Annotated in this window: 22 protein-coding genes; 8 read left to right on the top strand and 14 right to left on the bottom strand. The window is 70.5% G+C overall.

Annotation, left to right across the window (positions count from 1 at the left end; all coding sequences use genetic code 11):
* Positions 1-9: 9 nt before the first annotated feature.
* Genes AB0M56_RS28465 through AB0M56_RS28455 form a run of 3 tightly spaced genes read right to left on the bottom strand, consistent with a single transcriptional unit; the run spans position 10 to position 2,880 of the window.
* The gene (locus AB0M56_RS28465; protein WP_364181176.1) at positions 10-954 is read right to left on the bottom strand and encodes a transporter substrate-binding domain-containing protein; all 945 of its coding nucleotides are present in this window, start codon (positions 952-954) and stop codon (positions 10-12) included.
* A gap of 43 nt (positions 955-997) precedes the next feature.
* On the bottom strand, positions 998-1,741 hold the full coding sequence (locus AB0M56_RS28460) for an amino acid ABC transporter ATP-binding protein (RefSeq protein WP_364181174.1): 744 nt from the start codon (positions 1,739-1,741) through the stop codon (positions 998-1,000).
* On the bottom strand, positions 1,741-2,880 hold the full coding sequence (locus tag AB0M56_RS28455) for a C45 family peptidase (protein ID WP_364181172.1): 1,140 nt from the start codon (positions 2,878-2,880) through the stop codon (positions 1,741-1,743). The genes AB0M56_RS28460 and AB0M56_RS28455 overlap by 1 nt, the downstream gene beginning before the upstream one ends.
* Positions 2,881-3,059: 179 nt before the next feature.
* Between AB0M56_RS28455 and AB0M56_RS28450 the strand changes: the two genes are divergently transcribed.
* Positions 3,060-3,893: a PHB depolymerase family esterase gene (locus AB0M56_RS28450; protein WP_364181170.1), complete on the top strand. Its 834-nt coding sequence runs from the start codon at positions 3,060-3,062 to the stop codon at positions 3,891-3,893.
* A 77-nt stretch (positions 3,894-3,970) separates the two neighbouring features.
* On the top strand, positions 3,971-4,891 hold the full coding sequence (locus AB0M56_RS28445; protein ID WP_364181168.1) for a MurR/RpiR family transcriptional regulator: 921 nt from the start codon (positions 3,971-3,973) through the stop codon (positions 4,889-4,891).
* 78 nt (positions 4,892-4,969) lie between these two features.
* Here AB0M56_RS28445 and AB0M56_RS28440 read toward each other — a convergent pair whose 3' ends face one another.
* From AB0M56_RS28440 to AB0M56_RS28425, 4 genes are read right to left on the bottom strand one after another with little or no spacing between them, the layout of a single operon-like run.
* Entirely contained in the window at positions 4,970-5,851 is an 882-nt protein-coding gene (locus AB0M56_RS28440) for a GntR family transcriptional regulator (RefSeq protein ID WP_364181165.1), read from the bottom strand.
* Positions 5,852-5,860: 9 nt separating this feature from the next.
* Positions 5,861-6,277, bottom strand: a complete 417-nt coding sequence (locus tag AB0M56_RS28435; protein WP_364181162.1) for a cupin domain-containing protein — start codon at positions 6,275-6,277, stop codon at positions 5,861-5,863.
* The gene (locus AB0M56_RS28430; protein WP_364181159.1) at positions 6,274-7,635 is read right to left on the bottom strand and encodes an NAD-dependent succinate-semialdehyde dehydrogenase; all 1,362 of its coding nucleotides are present in this window, start codon (positions 7,633-7,635) and stop codon (positions 6,274-6,276) included. Before AB0M56_RS28430 ends, AB0M56_RS28435 begins: the two co-directional genes overlap by 4 nt.
* Positions 7,632-8,711 carry an isocitrate/isopropylmalate family dehydrogenase gene (locus AB0M56_RS28425; RefSeq protein WP_364181156.1) on the bottom strand — a complete coding sequence of 360 codons (1,080 nt, stop codon included), beginning with the start codon at positions 8,709-8,711 and terminating at the stop codon, positions 7,632-7,634. The genes AB0M56_RS28430 and AB0M56_RS28425 overlap by 4 nt, the downstream gene beginning before the upstream one ends.
* Before the next feature lie 173 nt (positions 8,712-8,884).
* On the opposite strand from AB0M56_RS28425, the gene AB0M56_RS28420 reads away from it, so the two are divergent.
* Positions 8,885-10,102, top strand: a complete 1,218-nt coding sequence (locus tag AB0M56_RS28420; RefSeq protein ID WP_364181153.1) for a CopD family protein — start codon at positions 8,885-8,887, stop codon at positions 10,100-10,102.
* Positions 10,103-10,327: 225 nt separating this feature from the next.
* On the opposite strand, the gene AB0M56_RS28415 is transcribed toward AB0M56_RS28420, so the two are convergent.
* Positions 10,328-10,672, bottom strand: coding sequence for a hypothetical protein (locus tag AB0M56_RS28415; RefSeq protein WP_364181151.1), 345 nt, complete (start codon positions 10,670-10,672; stop codon positions 10,328-10,330).
* Positions 10,673-10,702: 30 nt separating this feature from the next.
* Positions 10,703-11,662 carry a hypothetical protein gene (locus AB0M56_RS28410; protein WP_364181148.1) on the bottom strand — a complete coding sequence of 320 codons (960 nt, stop codon included), beginning with the start codon at positions 11,660-11,662 and terminating at the stop codon, positions 10,703-10,705.
* Between the two features lie 61 nt (positions 11,663-11,723).
* Between AB0M56_RS28410 and AB0M56_RS28405 the strand changes: the two genes are divergently transcribed.
* On the top strand, positions 11,724-12,260 hold the full coding sequence (locus tag AB0M56_RS28405; RefSeq protein WP_364181145.1) for a helix-turn-helix transcriptional regulator: 537 nt from the start codon (positions 11,724-11,726) through the stop codon (positions 12,258-12,260).
* Here the strand turns inward: AB0M56_RS28405 and AB0M56_RS28400 are convergent.
* The 4 genes from AB0M56_RS28400 to AB0M56_RS28385 form a co-directional block, all read right to left on the bottom strand.
* Positions 12,254-12,874, bottom strand: a complete 621-nt coding sequence (locus tag AB0M56_RS28400) for an ABC transporter ATP-binding protein (protein ID WP_364181142.1) — start codon at positions 12,872-12,874, stop codon at positions 12,254-12,256. The two genes, AB0M56_RS28405 and AB0M56_RS28400, sit on opposite strands and share 7 nt — an antisense overlap.
* Positions 12,871-13,536: an ATP-binding cassette domain-containing protein gene (locus AB0M56_RS28395; RefSeq protein ID WP_364181139.1), complete on the bottom strand. Its 666-nt coding sequence runs from the start codon at positions 13,534-13,536 to the stop codon at positions 12,871-12,873. Before AB0M56_RS28395 ends, AB0M56_RS28400 begins: the two co-directional genes overlap by 4 nt.
* Positions 13,523-16,204: an ABC transporter permease gene (locus tag AB0M56_RS28390; protein ID WP_364181136.1), complete on the bottom strand. Its 2,682-nt coding sequence runs from the start codon at positions 16,202-16,204 to the stop codon at positions 13,523-13,525. The genes AB0M56_RS28395 and AB0M56_RS28390 overlap by 14 nt, the downstream gene beginning before the upstream one ends.
* Before the next feature lie 110 nt (positions 16,205-16,314).
* Complete coding sequence (locus AB0M56_RS28385; protein ID WP_364181133.1) at positions 16,315-16,743, bottom strand: transcriptional repressor; 429 nt, start codon at positions 16,741-16,743, stop codon at positions 16,315-16,317.
* A gap of 161 nt (positions 16,744-16,904) precedes the next feature.
* Between AB0M56_RS28385 and AB0M56_RS28380 the strand changes: the two genes are divergently transcribed.
* Positions 16,905-17,330: a transcriptional repressor gene (locus AB0M56_RS28380; protein ID WP_364181130.1), complete on the top strand. Its 426-nt coding sequence runs from the start codon at positions 16,905-16,907 to the stop codon at positions 17,328-17,330.
* A gap of 184 nt (positions 17,331-17,514) precedes the next feature.
* On the opposite strand, the gene AB0M56_RS28375 is transcribed toward AB0M56_RS28380, so the two are convergent.
* Entirely contained in the window at positions 17,515-18,441 is a 927-nt protein-coding gene (locus AB0M56_RS28375; RefSeq protein WP_364181127.1) for a DJ-1/PfpI family protein, read from the bottom strand.
* A 121-nt stretch (positions 18,442-18,562) separates the two neighbouring features.
* On the opposite strand from AB0M56_RS28375, the gene nthB reads away from it, so the two are divergent.
* Genes nthB through AB0M56_RS28360 form a run of 3 tightly spaced genes read left to right on the top strand, consistent with a single transcriptional unit; the run spans position 18,563 to position 20,287 of the window.
* Positions 18,563-19,327, top strand: a complete 765-nt coding sequence (gene nthB, locus AB0M56_RS28370; RefSeq protein ID WP_364181124.1) for a nitrile hydratase subunit beta — start codon at positions 18,563-18,565, stop codon at positions 19,325-19,327.
* Complete coding sequence (nthA, locus tag AB0M56_RS28365) at positions 19,324-19,944, top strand: nitrile hydratase subunit alpha (RefSeq protein WP_220243428.1); 621 nt, start codon at positions 19,324-19,326, stop codon at positions 19,942-19,944. Before nthB ends, nthA begins: the two co-directional genes overlap by 4 nt.
* Positions 19,945-19,954: 10 nt before the next feature.
* Entirely contained in the window at positions 19,955-20,287 is a 333-nt protein-coding gene (locus AB0M56_RS28360; RefSeq protein WP_364181121.1) for a nitrile hydratase accessory protein, read from the top strand.
* Positions 20,288-20,306: the final 19 nt, after the last annotated feature.

The raw sequence follows: 20,306 nt of genomic DNA, 5'->3' as shown, positions 1-20,306 counted from the left end.
GGGTTCGGGTCAGACGCCGGGGACGGAGCCGAGCTTCGGCGGCGCGGGCGGCGGGGTCTTCAGCAGCTTGCCGACGGTGCCCTGCCAGAGCTTGGTCCAGGTGCCGTCGGCCTCGATCTTCTGCAGGAACTCGTCGACGACCTGCTTGAACACCGGGTCGTCCTTGGGCTCGCCGATGCCGAACGGGTTGGAGCCGAACGTCGCGTCGAGCAGCTTCACGTCCGAGCGCGTCTGGATCGCGCCGAGCAGCGAAGCGTTGTTCAGCGTCACGGCGTCGGCGCGGCCCTGCTCCACCGCGGCGATGCACTGCGCGGTGGTGTCGAACAGCACCGGCTGCGCGGTCGGCACCTCGGTGACCAGAGCGGTCTTCGCCGCGCCGGACTCGGTGGCCACCTTCTTGCCGGCGAGGTCCTTGGCGGTCTTGATCGTGGTGTCCGTGGACTTCACGATGATGCCGCTGGCGGCCATGTAGTACGGGCCGGAGAAGTTCACCAGCTTGGCGCGCTCGGGCGTCATCGTGTACGTCTGGATCGCGACGTCGATGGTGTGGTTGCCGAGCAGGCCCTCACGGGTGTCGGAGCCACCGCTCTGCATCTTCGCCGAAGGCTTGCCCAGCAGGTACTTCGCGAGCAGGTCGGCGATCCCGGCGTCGAAGCCGGAGATCTTGCCGGTGGCCGGGTCGAGCTGTGAGAAGCCCAGCGTGTTGCGGCTGCCGGCCCAGACCAGCTCGCCGCGCTGGCGGATCTTGTCCAGGATCGGCGAGTGCGGCAGGTTCTGGCCCACCGGCGCGCCCGCGACGGCGTCGTCCTGGCTGATCATCTTGGCGACGTCGGCGGCGGCCGGCTTCGCGGCGGCGCCACCGGGGGCCGTGGCCGGGGCGCTGCCGCACGCGGCGAGCAGCGCGCCCGCGACGACCACCGCGCCCACGGCGGCGGTGATTCTGGTCAGCTTCATTGCTTTCTCCTTGTCACGGTGGGGAAATTCAGTGCTGGAGGGATTAGTGCTGGAGGACTTTGGACAGGAAGTCCCGCGCCCGGGCGGTGCCGGTGCGGTCGAAGAACTCTTCGGGGGTGCCTTGTTCGGCGATGCGGCCTTCGCTCATGAAGACCACGCGGTGGGCGGCGCGGCGGGCGAAGCCCATCTCGTGCGTGACCACGACCATCGTGGTTCCCTCCGCGGCCAGCGAGGTCATCACGTCGAGGACCTCGCTCACCATCTCCGGGTCGAGCGCGCTGGTCGGTTCGTCGAACAGCACGATCTTGGGGTTCATCGCGAGCGCCCTGGCGATGGCCACGCGCTGCTGCTGCCCGCCGGAGAGCTCGGCGGGCAGTTTGTCGGCCTGGTCGGCCACCCCGACTCGGTCGAGCAGCCGTCGTGCGGTCGCTTCGGCCTCACGCTTGGGAATCCCGCGGACGCGGATCGGCCCGAGCGTCACGTTCTCGAGCACGCTGCGGTGCGCGAAGAGGTTGAACGACTGGAAGACCATGCCGACGTCGGCTCGCAGACGCGCCAGGTCGCGGCCCTCGGCGGGCAGCGGCTTGCCGTCGAGCGTGATGGTGCCGGAGTTGATCTTTTCCAGGCGGTTGATGCAGCGGCACAACGTCGACTTGCCCGACCCGGACGGGCCGAGGATCACCACGACCTCGCCCTGGTGGATGTCGAGGTCGACGTCGTGCAGCACCTGCACCTCGCCGTAGCTCTTGTTCACACCGCGCAGACTGGCGAGCACGGGTCCGGTCATCAGTGACCTCCGGGGCCGTCGTAGAGCTGCCAGGGCAGCAGTTCGTAGTCGTTCTCACAGGGGTTGCCGACCGCCACGCGGTACTCGCCGCTGGTCAGGTCGACCAGGCTCGAGGCGATCGTCTTGTAGCGCTGCAGCGGGGTGGCGCGCGGATCCACGTGGGCGCACACGCCGTCGGGGTGGCCGACGTGGTCGCTCATCGTCGCGGAGACGACCTTGCGCACCTCGGCCGAGCTGGTGGCGTTGCGCGCGGCCGCGAGCCCGCGTTCGATCACCTGCACGCGGTAGAGCGAGTCCACCGGGCGGACTTTGTGCGTGTCGGCGATCTGCGGGGGTACGCCGTACTGGTAGTGGTTGCCGTGCACGAGGATCCCGTTGTGCGGCAGTCCCCAGCGGTGCACCACCGGCGTGGTCTCGTAGTCCACGGCGACCCCGCCGCGGTGGGTCACCAGCAGGTTGGTGGCGATGTGCTGGTGCACGTCGAAGGGCACTTGCAGGGCGCTCTTCAGGTAGTCGTGGTCGAGGATGAGGCGGCGCAGTACCGGCTGCGGGATGCCGATCGGAGTGCCGAAGCGGCCGTTGAGCCCGTTGGCGTTGAGCGCGATGCCCGCGGAATTGGCGCCGTGGCGGCCGATCTGGCCGGCCTCGACCTGCATGATGATCGTGGGCTTGGGTGGTTGGACCACGCGCACGAGCACCACGGAGTCCTGCGTGCCCTCACGCCAGTCCCAGTTCTGTCCACAGTAGACGTGACCGTCGCCGGTCGCCTCGGGCAGCAGCGCGAAGGAGGAGCAGCCGTCGGCGGGCTCCTCGTCTTCGGCGACGCCCGGGTTGAAGCCGCTGTCGCTGTTGCGGACGATCTCACCGCGCGCATTGAGTGCGAGGATCTCGTCCTGGTGAACGCCGGCGCCGTCGGCGATCGCGTCCATCTCTTCGAGCAGGTGCGGTGCGACGGCGGCGACGGGTGCGCGCCAGCGCCGGGCCGAGGCCTGCACGTCCGTCCACTCCAGACCCGACGAGAGCCGGAAGGCCTCGCGGTAATAGGCGATCGACGTGCGGATCTCCGCCCTGGCGGCCTCTCCGTAGGCGAGTCCCCGCTCACGGGGGCCACCTTCGATCTGGACCAACCGGACTGCCATGAATACCTCTTTCCCGGTGCTGGCGATTCGTTGAAGGTTTGCGCTACATTCATCAGGAACTTGTAGTGGCAGCTACGGATAAGATAGACCGTGCTACGAAGTTGTCAACACCTGTCGTCGTTACTACATGGTTACGACGGTGCAGGACGGTCCCACGCCATGCCAAGGAGAACCGCTCCATGACGAGCCCCCAAGCGACGCCCGACTCCGCCCGAGTCCTCGACCCGACGGAGTTCTACTACGGCGGGCCGACGCCGTTTTTCGCGCTGCAGAGCGACCAGCGCTTTTCCTACTGCCTCTACGTGCCCAGCGCCCACCGCACCTCCGAGACGCCGCTGCCGCTGCTCGTCCTGATGCACGGCACCCAGCGCACCGCGGAGCGTTACCGCAACGACTACCGCGAGTTCGCGGAGGAGAACGACACCATCGTGCTCGCGCCGCTGTTCCCGGCGGGCATCGCGCAGCCCGGTGACCTGCACGGCTTCAAGCGCCTGAGCTTCGAAGGCATCCGCTACGACCTGATCCTGCTCGACATCATCGCCGAGGTCGCCGCCCGCTTCCGCGTGGACGCCGAGCGCTTCTACCTGCACGGCTTCTCCGGCGGCGGGCAGTTCGCGCACCGCTTCGCCTACCTGCACGCCGACCGGCTGGCCGCGTTGTCCATCGGCGCTCCGGGCCGCGTCACGCGGATCGACCCGGACGTCCCGTGGTGGCTGGGCACCGCCGACGTGCGCGAGCTGTTCGGCACCGACGTGCAGGTGGAGACCCTGCGCAAACTGCCGGTGCAGATGATCGTGGGCGGCGAGGACAAGGACACCTGGGAGATCGCGGAGCCGGGGATCGATGCCGGCGGTGACACGCGCATCGAGCGGCTGACCACCTTGCGCAAGAATTTCGAGAGCAACGGGATCGACGTGCAGTTCGACGTGGTGCCCGGGGTCGCGCACCGCGGGCTGATGATCCAGCCGGTGGTGAAGGCCTTCATCGCCGGGGAGCTGGCGCGCCGGCCGTAGCGCGCGACGGGTTCACGGGGCACGGTCGCACCGTGGCGGCCTTCCCGTGGGCACGTGGATCGGGAAACGAGGGTGGGATGGGGAACGAGGAAGAGTCGCTGCGTGCACGGATCGCGCGATGCCTGCCGAAGATGTCGCGGGCCGAGCGGACCGTCGCGGAGTACCTGCGCGACCACGGCCGCTACGCCATTTTCGCGACGGCCGAGCAGATCGGCGGCGCGACGGCGACCAGCGACGCGACCGTGGTGCGCACCGCGAAGTCCCTGGGGTTCGCGGGGCTGATGGACCTGCGGCGCAGCTTGGCGCGTGAGGTCGCGCTGGAGACCAGCCCTTCGCACCGGCTGCTGACCGAGCTGCCCGACGGCGCCACCGCGGGCGATGCCGTGGTGGACAAGGTCTTCACCGACGCGACCGAGCGGCTGGCCGCCACCTGGCGGCTCGTGCAGTCCGACGAGTTCCTGCACGCGGTCGACCTGCTGGACGACGCGCGCGAGGTCCTCAGCTTCGGCCTGGGGGCCTCGAGCCTGGTCGCGCGGTACCTGACCATGCGCCTGGTCCGGATGGGCCGGCGTGCGCGTTCCACGGGCGCCACGGGGTTCCAGCTGGCCGACGACCTGCTCGGCCTCGGCCCGGAAGACGTCGTCGTGCTCTACATCCCCGGCCGGATCCTCGGCGAGATCGAGGTGCTGCTCGCTCACGCCGAGGAGGTCGGTGCGAGCGTGGTGCTCGTGTCCAGCTCGCTGGGGCCGTTGTTCGGCGCCCGGGTCGACGTCTCGCTCACGGCCCCGCAGAGCGCCAGCAACTTCACCGGCGAGATGCTGAGCGCGGAGGTGCTCACCGACGCGTTGGTGCTGCGCCTGGCCTCCCGCGACGAAAACCGCGCGACGAAGACGTCGGAACTGCTGACTTCGCTGCGTTCCGACCTCATCAACGGTGACCTGCGCGCAACGCGTTTGCCGCGGGGCGACGGGGTCACTGACAGTGCCGATCGTTACTAATCCGGCCACAGTCACGGCCGAATGGCTTTCGCGGCATCGGTTGCGTGCCGCGCGGGGGTCGGCCTACTTTTGGCCGGATTAGTAACCGGGGCCGGTCGTTTTCTCCACGCTGACGGTGCTCAGGTGCCTGCGCAGGTACTCCGCGGCGTCGGCGGTCCGGCCGGTCAGCAGCAGGTCCGCGATGTCGACGTGCTCACGGCAGCGCACCGCGGCCCGGTCGCGCGGGAGCGTGCGCCGGTACTCGATCAGGCGGCGCAGGTTGTCCACGCGGCGCAGCGAGTCGATGAAGAACGTGTTGTGGCTGCACGCCACCACGGCCTCGTGGAAGGCGCGGTTGCGGGCGAACAGCTCGGTGTTGGTCACGGTGTGCGCGGCGCCGTCGGCGAGCTCGAGTTGTTGCGCGCGAACGATTTCGATGGCCGCCTGGTCGACGACGAAGCCAGGTTCCAGCAGCGCCGCCGGCTCGAGCGCGAGACGGAAGCGGTAGCTGTCCTCATAGGACTCCTGCGACGTCAGCATCGGCTGGAACTCCCAGCCGTAGCCGGGCAGCCGCTCGATCCAGCCCTCGCCGGAGATGCGGCGCAGCACGGCCGTCACCTGGGCCGGCGTGAGGGCGTAGCGGCGCGCCAGCTCGCTCTCGCTCACGCGGTCGGGCAGGTCACCGTCGAGCCGGTCCGACGCGATGCGCAGGTACTGCTCCTCGTCCTCGTCACCGGTCTCGACGGTGAGCTCGGTGACCGGGCGGGCCACGGTGTGGCCGCCGCCGGGCTCGGCGACGGCCACCACCCCTTCGTCCGCCAGCAGGCGCAGCGCCGCGCGCACGGGTGAACGCGAAACACGCAGGTGCGCGGCCAGGGTGCGCTCCACCAGCCGCGTGCCCGGCTCGGCCGCGGTCTCGCGGATGTAGCCCACGATGCGCGCCGCGACCTGCCGGGTGAGCGGGGTCGGGGTCTGTTCCACTTACCCAGGCTAGCGCCGGTGCTCGGCATCCACCCGGGTGGTGGTGCCGGTCGCGACGATCGTGCGGGTGGCCTCCACCGAGGCGTAGGTCCAGAGGATCCGCATCGGCGCCGTCGCCGAGGCGTTGCGGAACCGGTGCGGCACCCCCGCGTCCACGTAGGTGGTGTCCCAAGTGGACAGGTGGTGCTCGGCGCCGTCGATCTCCACGATCGCCTCGCCCTCCAGGATCACCACGCTCTCGGGGCAGTTGTGCGTGTGCAGCGGGATTCCCGCACCACCGTCGAAGAGCGTCTGGCCGTTGAGGAACACCTGGGCACCCAGGGCCTTGCTCACCAGCGGGATCGTGCGCGCGCCGCCGCCGCGGTCGGCCGCGGACAGCTCGGCCGGCCGCAGCACCACGGACGGGAACGGCTTCTGCTCGCTCATCGGGTTCCTCCGAACCACACGGTCTTCACGTTCACGAACTCGCGGATCCCGTCCGCGCCCAACTCCCGACCGTAGCCGGACTTCTTGATCCCGCCGAACGGCAAGCGTGGGTCGGAGGCGACCATGCTGTTCACGAACACCGCGCCGGCCTGCAGGCCCTTGGCGAAGCGCTGGGCGCGTTCCGAAGACCGCGTCCACACGGCCGCGCCCAGGCCGAACTCGGTGTCGTTGGCCAGTGCCAGGGCCTCGTCGTCGCCCGAGACGCGCACGATGGCCGCGACCGGCCCGAACGTCTCCTCGTCGAAGGCCGCCATGCCCGGCTTCACGCGGTCGAGCACCGTCGGTGCGTAGAAGTACCCCGGCCCGGCCACCGGCTCACCGCCGGTCCGCAGCACACCACCGGCGGCGACGGTCCGGCGCACCTGGTCGTCGAGCCCGTCGCGCAGGTCCTCGCGCGCGAGCGGTCCCACGGTGGTGCCCGCCTCGGCCGGATCGCCCACCCGCAGCCGTTCGACCGCCGCGGTGAAGGCTTCGGCGAACTCGTCGGCCACGGCTTCGTCCACGATGAACCGCTTGGCGTTGACGCAGCTTTGGCCGTTGTTCAGGAACCGCGCACGCACGGCCGTCTCGGCGGCGGCCGGCACGTCGGCGTCGGCGAGGACCACGAACGGGTCCGAGCCGCCGAGTTCCAGCACCTGCTTCTTGAGCGCGGCGCCGGCCTGGCTGGCCACGAGCGCGCCGACGCGCGTCGAGCCCGTCAGCGTCACGGCGGCGATGCGGTCGTCGGCGATGAGCTTCGCGACCTCGCCGACGTCGACGAGCAGCGCCCGCACCAGCCCGGCGGGCGCCGAGGCCTTGCGGAACACGTCCTCGATCGCGAGCGCGCAACCCGGCACGTTGGTGGCGTGCTTGAGGATCGCGCCGTTGCCCGCGGCCAGCGCCGGGGCGGCGAACCGGAAGAACTGCCAGAACGGGTAGTTCCACGGCATCACGGCGAGCACCACGCCGAGGGGCTCGGCCACCACGGAAGCCTCGGCCAGCACCGGGCGCTCGGCCAGGTACTCCGCCGCGTGCTCGGCGTAGTGCACGCAGTTGAGCGCGCACTTCTCGATCTCGGCCTCGGCTTCGGCGAGCGGCTTGCCCATCTCTTCGGTGATCAGCCGCGCGTACTCGGCGCTCCCGGCGCGCAGCACGGCCGCCAGCTCGCGAAGCAGCTCCACGCGTTCGGCAAGCGGTTTCTCGCGCCACTCGGCTTGCGCGGTCACGGCCGCATCCAGTGCGGCGTCGACCTCTTCGGCCGTGTGCAAGTCGTAAGTGGACAGTGACTTGCCCGTCGCCGGGTTCACGGACCGGATCATCGAGCACCCACCGGAAGGCCGGTGACGGACTCGGAAACCGCGCCGGCGAACGCTTCGGTGCCGAGTGTTCCGCCGACGTCCGCGGTGCGCGTCGCCGGGTTGTCGAGCACGGTGTCCACCGCGCGGGTCACGAGCTCCGCACCCGCCAGGAGTGCGTCGTTGCCGTCGCGGCGGCCGCGCCAGTCGAGCAGCATCGCCGCGGACAGGATGAGCGACGCCGGGTTGGCCACGCCCCGGCCCGCGATGTCGGGGGCCGAACCGTGCTGCGCCTGGCCGACGCACACGTCGTGCCCGGCGTTGATCGAGCCGCCGAGGCCGAGGCTGCCGGACAGCTCGGAGGCCTCGTCGGACAGGATGTCGCCGAACATGTTGGTGGTCACCAGCACGTCGAACCGCTGCGGGTCGCGGATCAGCAGCGCCGAGGCGGCGTCCACGATCAGCTCTTCCAGCTCCACGTCGGGGAACTCCTGGGCGACCGCGCGGACCTCGCGCAGGAACAGGCCGTCGGACAGCTTGAGCACGTTGGCCTTGTGCACCGCCGTCACCTTGCCGCGGCGGCCGCGCGCGAGCTCGAACGCCGCCCGCGCGACACGGGCGGAACCACGTGCGCTCACCTTGCGCACGGACAGCGCGAGGTCGGGGTCGGGCATGAACTCGCCGGTGCCGGCGAACATGTTGCGGTCGGAGTAGAAGCCCTCGGTGTTCTCGCGCACGATCACGAGGTCCATGGGCTTGCGCAGGATGCTCAGGTCCTCGCGCGAACGGCACGGTCGCACGTTGGCGAACAGCTCGAAAGTGGTCCGCAGCGCGGCGGACGGGTTGATCCCGCCCTGTTCGCGCGGCGGGTACTCGTAGTGTGACACCGGGCCGAGCAGCGTGCCGTCGACCTCGGGCACGCGCTCGAGGACCGAGGACGGCAGGGTCGTGCCTTCGGTCGCGAGCGAGGCCAGGCCGATGTCGCGCGTCTCGAAGCTCAGGCCGAGCCCGAGCCGCCGATCGGCGGCGCCGAGCACGTCCAGGGTCGCCGCGGTGATCTCCGGGCCGATGCCGTCGCCGGGCAGGACGAGGACTTTCACGGACACTCCTTCCGACTGCGGATCTTCCGACTCTGGTTTTTCACTCTAGCAATATACCATCAATGTAGTGGATGCTTCAGTCTTCACATCCGTTGTAGGATCAGCTACCTTTCACCGCCAAGAGCCTCCCCGCCCGTCCGGCTCAGGTCCCCCGCTCGAGGAGATGGCTGACAATGTCGTTGCTGCTCGCCCAGGCCGTGTCCGCGGCCGAAGCAAACCCGACCCCCGAGGTGTGGCGGGTCATCACGAAAATGGCGTACTTCGCCGGCCTGATCGGGTCGGTCGGCGGCTGCATGCTGTACCTGATCGTCCTGCGGCCGGTGCTTCGCCGGCCGTCGGTCGACCCGGCCGACCGCGCGGTGCTGCAACGCCGCGCCGGCATCTACTACGCGCTCGTCGGCACGTGGTTCCTGGTGGCGCTGTACTTCCAGATCGCCGGCAAGGGCGCCCGCGTGAAGGGCAAGGAAATCCCGTTCGGCGACGCGCTGTCGCCGGCGGCGATCTGGCGCTTCATCTCGGTGCCGGGCAAGAAGGGCGACTGGATCTCCAGTGGTGCCGAAGCGCTCATCCAGTACTCGCTGTGGGGTCTCGCGGCGATCGTGCTGATGCTGGCGTTCTCGCCGCGGCTGCGGGAAAAGCTCGGCGTGCTCACGCTGACGTCACTGATCGTCAACTTCCTGGCGTACCAGGTCACGTTGCTGCCGACGAACTTCTCGAAGGCCACCTTCGACACCATCGCCAACTCGCTGCTCGACCACCTGCACGTCTTCTCCATCTCGACGTGGGTCGGCGGTATCGCGGGCCTGGTGATCCTGGCGTTCTCGCGGCGCAGGCTCTCCCTCGGTGCCGGCGACGTGTTCGCGCAGATCTGGACGCGGTTCTCGACGGTGGCGATGGTCGCGGTGGGCTGCATCCTGATCACCGGTCTGTGGCTGGCCTACTCGCTCATCGGCAGCCCGTCGGAGCTGTTCACCACGAGCTTCGGGCGCTTTCTCGTCATCAAGGTGTCGCTGGTGTTCACGATGATCTGCATCGGCGCGGCTAACGAGTTCGTGATGATGCCGCGCATCGCCCGCGCCCGTGCGGCCGGCGCCGAGGGTTCCGTCTTCCGCCTGGCGCTGCGCACGTTCCCCGTGCTGGTGACAATCGAGGTGCTGCTCGCCGTCGGCGTGCTGTTCGTGCTCTCGTTTCTCACCGGTTCGGCCCGCGTCGAGGCCGGCGACCCCGAAGACCCGACGCTGAGCGGCACCGTGATCGGCATCGGCGTGGTGCTGGCGATCCTGATCGCGGTCTCCTTCGTGACCACCGCGAAGGTGTCCGACCGCCTCGCCCGCTCGGCGGTCCGCGCCGACGCGGTCGAGCAGCGTGAGGCCGTCGCCGCGGAGAGCTGAGCGTCAAGGGCTCATCAGGGATTTGTCTTGGTGTGTCAAGTCTCCGTCGGGCCCATGCCCGCCCCGCCGTCGTTCGGGAGACCTTGAGGGTCCTGAACGAGAAGGTGGTGGCGGGCATGGGCACGGTGGTTTCCGCGGTGGTGCTGATCGGTCTTTCGGCGGTGCTGGCGTTGGCGTTGCGCGTGTCTTCGCGGAGGTGAGCGGTTCTTGCCGTGACAGCGCGGTCTAGTTCTGCGTGTCCTCGGTGAGCTCCGTGGTGCAGGAGACGTCTTTCCCGGTGCGCTGATCGACCTGCTTCTGCTCCACGGTGATCCGGCAGGTCGCCGGGCCGTTCTCGGCTTCGACGTGCAGGGTCACCTTCCCGAGCCCCTCGGGGATGCGCGCGATCTCGGTCGGAAGCGTCGCGGTGGTGACGTCAGGCTGCTTCGAGCCCGGGTAGGTGAGCGTGATCTTCGCGGGGCCTTTGCCGTCCACGGCGAACCTCGTGTCGTAGGTGTAGCTCTTGGCGCCACACGCCGCGAGCGGCAGCACCAGGGCGGGAAGCAACAGAGCGACGACGGCTTTCTTCATGCCGCTCAGCTTGGTGCGCACCTGGCGCGATCACTTCGGCCGAACGGCCGGAGCGCCTCCTCCTTTCGGCCGGATCGTGCGGCGGATGAAGTCGCGGATGGCCGGAAACGCGGGCTTGGGCGAGTAGTCGTCCCGGAGCAGCCCGAAGCCGCTGGTCCAGCCGGCGTCGGAGCGGGTGTCGCGAAGGCCGAAGAGTTCGTACGCCGCAACGCCGACGTCCGAGTCCACAATGGTCTGGGCGACGGTTTCCAAGACCACGCGCTGAGTGGCTTCGTCGCGGTCGTCGCCGGTGGGCCAGCCCGTTTCCGTGATGTGGAGGGGTGTGGTCGCGGGGACGCCGATCTCTGTGGTGACCGAGCGGAATCCCGTGAGCAGAAACGTCACGGCGCCGGCGAGCTGCTCGTGGGGGATGCGGCGGAAGACGTCGGGGAAGACGTCCAAGCCGAGGAAATCCAGGCGCGCCAGGTGGTCCGGGCCGATCGCCGCGGCCAGTCGTCCCCAGAACGCGGGATCGGCGGGACCCGCGGAGTTGACCCCGATCCCGACGTCGACGCCGAGACGCTCGCGTTCGTCGAAGGCCGCGGCGACGCCGGCGCCGACGGCCTCGAAGCAACCCGGGCTGCCGCCGTCGAGTGGGGCCGGCACGTTGAGCTCTTCGCCGACCTGCACCTTGCCGCCGCCCCACGCGGCGACGTCGCGGACGGCCTGGCGCACGAAGTCGGCGAAGCCCTCCGGATCGGGTTCGCGGCTCTGGTAGCACGCGACCAGGTCGATCAGCCGGCCCTCGCCCGCGTAGAGCTCGGGCCGCTCGGGCGTTCGGGACCACTCGTTCCCGAAGTGCCGGTAGCAGCGGACGTAGAACTCCGGCGCTTCCCCTTGGAGTTCCTTCAAGGCCGCCAAGGTCGCGCCGGGGTCTTCCGGCGGGCAGGGCAGCGGCTTCAACTCGACCAGGTCGGCGTCGACGACACCGGGCCAGATCCCGAAGATCACAGGTACCTCCTCATAGCCGTATACGGCTAACCGTATACGGGCAATGAGGTACTGTTCAAGCGTGCCCAAGAACGCGCTCGACAACCCGCTGGTGCTGCCGATCCTCGGCTTGCTCGTGGAGCAGCCGCGCCACGCGTACGCGGTGTTCAGCGAGGTCCGCAGCCGTTACGGCTACCTCGAAGTGCGCAACGCGACCGTTTACACGCTGCTGGACCGGCTCACGGCCGAGGGGTGGGTCGCAGCCACGGGCGGGACCGAGCGCGACGTGCTGGCGGTGACCGACGACGGCGTGGCCGCGCTGGCCGAGCGCGTGCGCAAGCAGCTCGGCGCGGATCTGACCGGTGGGCCGCCGTTCGTGACGGCGTTGGCGTACCTCGGGATTCTGCCGCCGCCAGAAGCACAAGCCGTGCTGCGCGAGCGGATCGAGCTCGTGCGGGAGGAGATCGCAGGACTCGAAACCGCCACGCGCGAAGCGGCCACGCTCGAGGTCCACATGATCGAGGCGCACTACCTGCTCTCGCGGCTGCACCACGACGTCGAGTGGCTCGAACGCACGGCGGACCGCATCGGTAAGGGCGAGCTCGCTTGGCCTCAGTGACCGCCGCCCGTCAACGCGATCGTGCGGTCGGTGTGCGCGGCCAGCAGTGGATCGTGGCCGGCGACGAGGACGGCGGCGCCCGCGTCGGCGGCGGTGCGCAGGCGGGCGAGGACGACCTCGGCGTGGGTGCGGTCCTGGTGTGACGTCGGTTCGTCGGCCAGGACGAGCGTGGGTGCGGTGGCCAGGGCGCGGCCGACGGCGGCGCGTTGTTGTTCCCCACGGCTGATTTCGGTGGGGAGGCGGTCGGCGAACTTGGCGAGGTCGAGGGTTTCCAGCAGCTTGGCGAGGTCGGCGTTGCCGCCGGTTCGGGCGGCGAAGGCGAGGTTGTCGGCGACGGTGAGTTCGTCGAACAAGCCGATGGACTGCGGCACGAAACCCAGGTGCTGCCACGGCGTTCGCGCCATGGGGACATCCGGCAACGACGACCCCGGCGTGACGCTGCCGGTGTCCGGGGTCTCCCAGCCGCCGGCGATCATCAGCAGCGTGCTTTTGCCGGAACCCGAAGGGCCGGTCAACGCGACGAGCTCGCCGGGGTGCAGCTCGAAGCTGATCGGGCGCAGCACTTGGGTGCGGCGGTAGCTTTTCGAGACGTCGGTGAGGATGAGCACGGTCATCGGATACGTCCGTCCACGAGTTCGATCACGTCGTCGGCCACGGTGACCAGTTCGGGGTCGTGGGTGGCGACCACCACGGCGTGCCCGAGGGTCGCCAGCCGGCGAACGGCGTCGCCGACCAGGTGGGCCGAAGCGCGGTCGAGCTGGGCCGTCGGCTCGTCGGCGAGCAGCGCGGCGGGATCGCCGGCAGCGGCGAGGGCGAGGGCGACGCGTTGCTGTTCGCCGCCGGAGAGGCCGCTGGGTTTGCTCTCGCCGCGGTGCCCGAGGCCGAGGGTGGTGAGCAGTTCGCTCGACGGGGTGCCGGCGCTGCGCAGGCGGGTGGCGAGTTCGAGGTGTTCGTCGACGGTGAGGTAACCGAGCAGGTTGTCGACGGGGTTCTGGAAAACGTAGCCGAGGCGCCGGCGCCGGAGTCCGCGCCGGCCCCGGGCGGACAGGGCGGTGGCGTCGATGCCATCGATCTCGACGCGGCCGCGCACGGGACGTTCGAGACAGGCGAGGATCCGCAGCAACGTGGACTTGCCGGAGCCGGACGGTCCGACGAGCGCGGTGACCCGGCCGCGGGCGGCGGACACGGAAACCTCCTGCAGGGCAACGACGTCGTGGGTCGCGGTCCGGTAGGTCTGGTGCACGTCTTCGCACCAGAGGGCGTCAGTTCGTGTCACGTAGCACCTCCGACGGGCGGGCACGCGAGACGGCGCGCTGGGCGGCGAGGGTGGCGAACACGGCGGCCAGCAGGGTCGCCGCGGCGAGGCGGGCGGTGAGCGACCACGGAGTGGCGATCAGGGTGCCGGGTGCGGCAGCGGGGTCGAGATCGTAACCGGCGCTGGTGATGACGACGGCGATCGCGGCGAAGCCGAGGCCGGCGACGAAGCCGGTGGCGAGCAGGCCGCCGACCTCGTAGAGCAGGGCGCGCCAGTGTGCGCGGGGTCCGATGTCCATGCGCCGCAACAACAAGTACGCGCTGCGCCGCGCTCGTGCCCGCGAATTCAAGTACAGTAACAGCCCCACGAGCACGATCGCGCCGGCCAGCACGGACACCGCGGTGAGGAACAGGAACGTGTAGGTGATGGCCGCGTAGACGCCGTTCGCGGTCACGTCCTGGGCCTGGCTCAGCGTGCCGACGGGGACGTGGCCGGCCGACAGCGCGGGGACGATCCGCGCCGGGTCGCCGCGCAGCCACAGCTCGGGGTGCAGGTTCTCGCCGGCCAGCCGGGTGAGCACGTCGCGGCGGACGAACATCAACGGGAACCCGGCGCTCTTCCCGGGCAGCTGCGTGACGCTGGTGACGGAGAACTCGACGGTGTGGCCGTTGATCTCCACCTGCGTCCGCCCGGACGTGCCGGGGATCCCGGCCAGCACGCCGGCGGGTGCGCCGGGTGCGCTCAGCCCGGCGATCAGGTCCTCGAGGGTCGGGCCGGGCAGGAGGTTGTCCCAGAAGGCGGTGCTGGTGAACGTCGCCGGGTCGACGCCGAGGACGTTGACAGTGGTGTGCCCGACCGTGCCGGAGTCGTAGCGCTCGACGAAACTCGACGCGAACCCGGGTGGCGCCTGCGCGGGCCCGGTCAGGTCGACGACCACGTCGGTGCCGACCACGAGCTGGCCCTCGGCGTGCAGCGTGCGCTCGACCGAGCCGGTGACCGTGGTCGCGTACACCGACAGCGCGATCGGGATCGCCGTCGCGCCGACCAGCACGGCCGCGGCAGCCGGCGCGGACGCGAGCCGCCGCCAGGACAAGAAGGCGACCGCGCGCGACGGTGACACCGGGCGCAGGCGTACCACGGAGAACCGCACGATGCGCGCGGCCAGCAGCGCCAAGCCGATCACCAGCAGCAGCGGCACCACGATCAGCCGTGGCGGGATCCGCGCGACGGTCCCCGCCGCACCCACACCCGCTTCCGGATCGCCACCGAGCACGAAATAACAGACAACCGCGGCGCCGAGCGGCAGCAGTTCCCACGGCCAGCTGCGGCGGCTCGTGGTGCGCGCGTCGAACAACGCGGTGATCCGGCGTCGGCTGGAAACGGCGATCGCCCCCAGCGTCACCAGCAGGGCGGCGGCGGCGCCGAGCACGGACCCGACCAGTGCGCCGGGCGTGACGAGCGGGCTCGGCCCCAGCGCCGCCACCAGGTAGCGCGCGAGCAACCAGCCCGCGGCGCTGCCGAACACCACAATCGTGCCGACCTCCAGCACCGCTTTGCCCACCAACGCGAGCGGTCCTACCCCACGCGACGACAACACCGCAAGCTCGGCGCGGCGCCGGTCCGCCCAGAACGAGCCCGCCGCCGCGGCGATCACCAGCCCGGCCAGCGCGCCCACCGCGCCCATCGGCACGACGGTGGTGGCCAGCTGAGTGGTGACCTGGTCGGCGCGGACCACCATGCCGCCCAGTGAAGACGTGTACTCCGTGCTGCCGAAACGGTGGAACGCCTGCCCGAGCGGGTCGCCGGGGTTCTCGGTGCGGGCCCGGACGTGCTCCAGCGCGGCCACCACGGGCGGCGCGCTCGCCGTGGTCGTCCCCGTGGTGTCGACGGAGCTCTCCACCAGGTTCTGCACGCCGGAGTTCTGGGTGGCGATGTGGAAGAAATCGTCCGGCGACACGAGCGCCACCGGGTAGGTGCCGGCGTTGGAGAGCGGGCTCCCGCGGTAGAGGCCGACGAGGCTGCACCAGTACTGCTGGTCCGGCAGCGAACGCAGGTCGCGGTAGATCCCGGCGACGCGCATCGTCGACGTACTGCCGCCTTCCGGCGCGGTGGCTTTGCCGGCGGGCTTGAGATCGTTGCGGGACCCGCCGCGGACGGTCACGAGGTCGCCGGCGTGGAGGTTCTTGAGCGCCGCGAACTGGTCCGGCAGCCAGATGCCCGGCCCGGTCCCGCGCTGGACGACCTGGATGTGGCTCTGGAAGCCGGTACGCGAGATGAGGTTGACGACCGTCTGCTCCGGGTGCGCGGGCGGGCCCGTCGCCGTTTCCACCGACGCGCCGGAGACCACGGTCGACACCGGCGCCGAAGCCCGCGGCACCTCGGCGGTGGCCTGACCGGCCAGCTTCGCGCGCGTGTCGTAGAGGGTCTTCCCGACCTGCTCGGCCACGGCGGGGTCGCGCTGCTGCATCGGCAGGCCGCCCTGCCACTGCGCGCCGACCGCCCACTCACACGCCAGCGACGTCTGCTGCTGAAGCGTTGCGTTGCCCGCCGCCGAAAGGAACAACGCGACCGCGGTGGCCGGCAGCGCCACCAGAATCGCGGCCGCCGCGACGGCGATCACCACCGCCGGATTGCGCCACCCCGTCCGCACGGCCCGCGACCACGGCGTGGGCAACCCCCTCCTCGGCATGCCGAGGAGTTTCACACAAGCGTTTGCCCGTCAGGGCGCGCTGAGATCGTTTCGAAACGGCACGCTGGCCAACTGCACCCGCGCGACGACGGGCTGTGGCGGAATCCCGCTCAGCGGGGCGGTTCGGGGTGCGCGTGCCCGTCCGGCGCGCAGTGCGAGCACACGCCGGTGAGGATCGGCGCACTCGTGCTTTCGGCCGTGCCGACGGAGTCGAGGCGGCCGCAGTTCGTGCACAGCAGGTGGCCGTGTTCGGGCCCGGTCAGCTCGTAGCGCTGAGCGACACCGACGGTGTCGAAGCGGCGGACGAGCCCGGCGGACACACCCGTGGCGAGGACGTCGTGGATCACCCGGGTGGAGGCGAAGCGGAGGCGGTCTCGGACGTGGGGGAGCAGCTCGGCGACGGTGGTGTGCGGCTGCTCGGCGAGGGTTTCGAGCACGACCTGGCGGGCGGTGGTCACGCGCAGGCCGGCGCGGCGCAGGCGGGCGCCGGCGTCGATCTGGCCGGGCGACGGCTGGGGGAGCGTGGGAGTCGTGGGCACAAGACCTTTCTAGTGCCTAGAGTTGATGGAGTCAATTGTCAGATGGAGTCAAGTGTGGGTTACGCGGGGGCGTAAGCGCAGGTGGGCAGGGGTTCGGCGGGTCACCTGTGAGCTTCTCCACGCCAGAGTTGATGCAGTCCATTCTGGGGTACGCTGCCCGCATGGATGCGTTCGGGGTGCGGTTGCGCCGGGTAGGGCTGCGCAACACGCCGCAGCGGCGGGCGGTGCTGGCCGCGGTCGAGCGCCACCCGCACTCGACGGCGGCCGAACTCGCCGTGGACCTCGAGGCCGACGGCGCTGCCGGCGGGCTCTCCCGGCAGGGTTTGTACAACGTGCTCGAAGACCTGGTCTCGGCCGATCTGCTGCGTTCGCTGGAACCCGCGGGCTCGCCCGCGCGCTTCGAGCCGCAGCGGCACGACAACCACCACCACCTCGTGTGCCGCGGCTGCGGCGCGATCCAGGACGTACCGTGCGCCGTCGGCGCCCCGCCGTGCCTCGACCCGGTCTCCGCGCCCGGCTTCCGCGTCGAATCGGCCGAAGTGACGTGGTGGGGCGTATGCGACGCGTGCGCTTCCGCTGCTGAGTGACTCCCGTCCACAATGGACTGACGGCCGCCGGGCCTTCGGTGGTGTCACGTTACGTGCGGTCAGTTTCTCGCCACTCCGTGCGGCATCACGTTTTCCGGGTTTCCATCCGCGGGAAGCTCAACTTCTGCCGGGAGCAAGCTGAATGCTGCGCGGAGGCCACGAAGTTCAACAGTCGGCGCCGGCTCTAGTCGTCCGGCTGCGCCCGCAGGTGGCGGCGCAGCGTCTCGTCACTGCCCAGGCCACTGCGCCGCGCCGCCGCGGCCACGGTCTCGCCGCTCATCACCAGCGCGATCGCCGCTTCCCGGCGCACCGCGGCGACGTAGGTGGCAGGCGTCTGGCCCGTGCCTGCCTTGAACAGCCGTGAGAGGTGGCGGGTGCTGAGGCCGGCGCGCTGCGCCATGCTCGTGAGGCAGTGGTCGCCGGCCGGGTCGGCGGCGACCTCGTCGCAGAGCGCGCGGACGATGTCGCGGCGCGGGCGCGGGGTGCGGGCGGGCACGGACAGCTGCGGCTGCGCCCCGCGGCGGCGCATGAAGACCACCAGCTCGCGCGCGATCTCGTGGGCCAGGATGTCGCCGGCGTCCTCCTCGACCAGTGCGAGCGCGAGGTCGATGCCGGAGCTGACGCCGGCGGAGGTGAGCACGTGGCCGTCCCGGACGTAGATCGCCTCGGGGTCGACCTCGACGGCGGGGTAGCGCTCCTGCAGCGTGTCGGCGTGGCGCCAGTGCGTGGTGGCGCGGCGGCCGTCGAGCATGCCCGCGGCACCGAGCGCGAAGGCGCCCGCGCACACCGACGTCACGCGCCGGGCTCCGCGCGCGAGGTGCCGGATCGAGGTGAGCAGCTCGGCGTTCGCCCCCGGTTTCACGAGGCACTCGCCGCCGGGCACGACCAGCGTGTCGACGCCGGTCAGGTCGGCCGCGGCCTGGTCGACGCCCAGGCGCAAGCCGCTCGACGTGGTGATGTCGCGCCCGTCCGGGGAGCACATCGTGACGACGTAGCCGGTGCCGAGCTCGGCGGCGACGTCGAACACCTCGAGCGGCCCGGTCACGTCGAGCAGCCGGACGCCGTCGAAAACCAGGACGGCGATCGGGACATCCGGTCTCGACAGGCCCACCCGGGGAATCTACGACGGCCCCCGGCCACGGGAAAGGGCCGGATGTGTGGGCTGCGTGTCCGCACCCGGTCGGTTACCCGGTGTTAGCTTTTCCTCGGTCGACGCGAAGGCGGTGCCCAGGATGAAGCTGCAACACGGTCTCGGCGGTCTCGAAGGGCTCGAGGGTTACCCGTTGGACTACGAGAAGCGCGTGTTCGTCGAAGACTGGGAGAAGCGCATCTTCGGCATCCACGCGGCGATGATGGGCCTGAGCGCCTCCTTGCGCGGCTCCGTCGCCGGCTACGACCTCGACGCGGTGCCCACCACGTTCCGCACCACGTGGACGTGGGCCCACCTGCGCTCGGGCGCGGAGGCGATGCACCCGTTCGAGTACTTCAAGTTCCGCTACTACGAGAAGTGGCTGGGCGGCATCAGCGCGTACCTCGTCGAGCAGGGTTACCTGACACAGGAGGAGCTGGACGCCGCCACGGAGCGCTTCCGCGAGCAGCCGCAGTCGCAGCTGCCCGAACGCGACGCCGAAGCCGTCGACGAGCAGGTGCTCGACTACCTGCGTCGCGGCGACACACCGAGGCGCGGCCCGGCCACGCCGGCGTTCGCGGTGGGCGACGAGGTCGTGGTGCGCAACCCGCCGGCCACGGAGCACACGCGGCTGCCCGGGTACCTGCGCGGGCACCGCGGCCGGGTGGAGCGCGTGTTCGAGGGCAACTACTCGTACTTCGTCTCGACCGGCGGCGACGGGCTCGGGGAGCCGATGTCGGTGTACATCGTGCGGTTCGAGCCCGAGGAGTTGTGGGGCGAGGAAACCGAACGCGCGGCCGGCCCGCTGTACGCCGAGCTGTACGAGACCTACTTGTCCGCCGGATCGACGAGGGACGGAAACCGATGAGCGAGCTGTTCGCCTACCCCGACGACCGCGAGGAGGCGAGCGCCGCGCAAGTCAAGGCGCTCGAGGCGCTCCTGATCGAGAAGGGCGTGATCACCGGGTCCACTGTGGACAAGGTGCTCGGCTACTTCGAGTCGGAGATGACGCCGCTCAACGGCAAGAAGATCGTGGCCCGCGCGTGGGTCGACCCGGAGTTCGCGCGGCTGCTGGCCACGGACACCCCGAAGGCGATCGCGCAGCTGGATCTGCCCGAGGGCATGGCCGGCGCCGAGGGCGAGCACATCGCGGCCGTGGTCAACGAGCCCGGCGTGCACAACCTGGTGATCTGCTCGCTGTGCTCGTGCTTCCCGTGGCCGGTGCTGGGGCTGCCGCCGTACTGGTACAAGGACCCGGTGTTCCGTTCCCGCGCGGCGCGCGAGCCGCGGGTGGTGCTGGCCGAGCTGGGTGTGGAGCTCGACGACGACACCGAGGTGCGCGTGTGGGATTCGAGCGGGCACTCGCGGTGGTTCGTGGTGCCCGCGCGCCCCTCGGGCACGGAGGGCTGGAGCGAGGAACAGCTCGCCGAGCTCGTGACGACGGAGTCGATGATCGGCGTGGCCCTCGCGGGCCCGGCGGCGTGAGGAGGCGGGCGTGGCGATCGACATCAGCACGCTGAACTACGACGAGACCGGGCACGTGAAGTTCCACTCGTCCTGCTCCACGGACCTCGAGCAGCCCGTGTTCGACGCGGAGTGGCAGCGGCGCGCGTTCGGCCTGGCGGTGGCGTTGTCGGAGTTCGGCCACTACGCGTGGGAGGACTTCCAGCGCGAGCTGATCGCGGCCATCGGCTCGTGGCAGTCCGCACCCGATGACGAAAAGGGCCGCTGGGAGTACTACCAGCACTGGGTGACGGCGCTCGACACCGTCGTCCGGCGCCACGGCCTGCTCGAAGAGGGGTACGTCAACCCCGAGGACCGCGACTGAGGGTGAGCGCGTTCACCTA

The sequence above is a fragment of the Amycolatopsis sp. NPDC051372 genome, from assembly GCF_040682095.1.
Classification (GTDB): Bacteria; Actinomycetota; Actinomycetes; order Mycobacteriales; family Pseudonocardiaceae; genus Amycolatopsis.
Note: the sequence above shows the minus strand (reverse complement) of the source record. Positions and strands in the feature narration are given on the sequence as shown.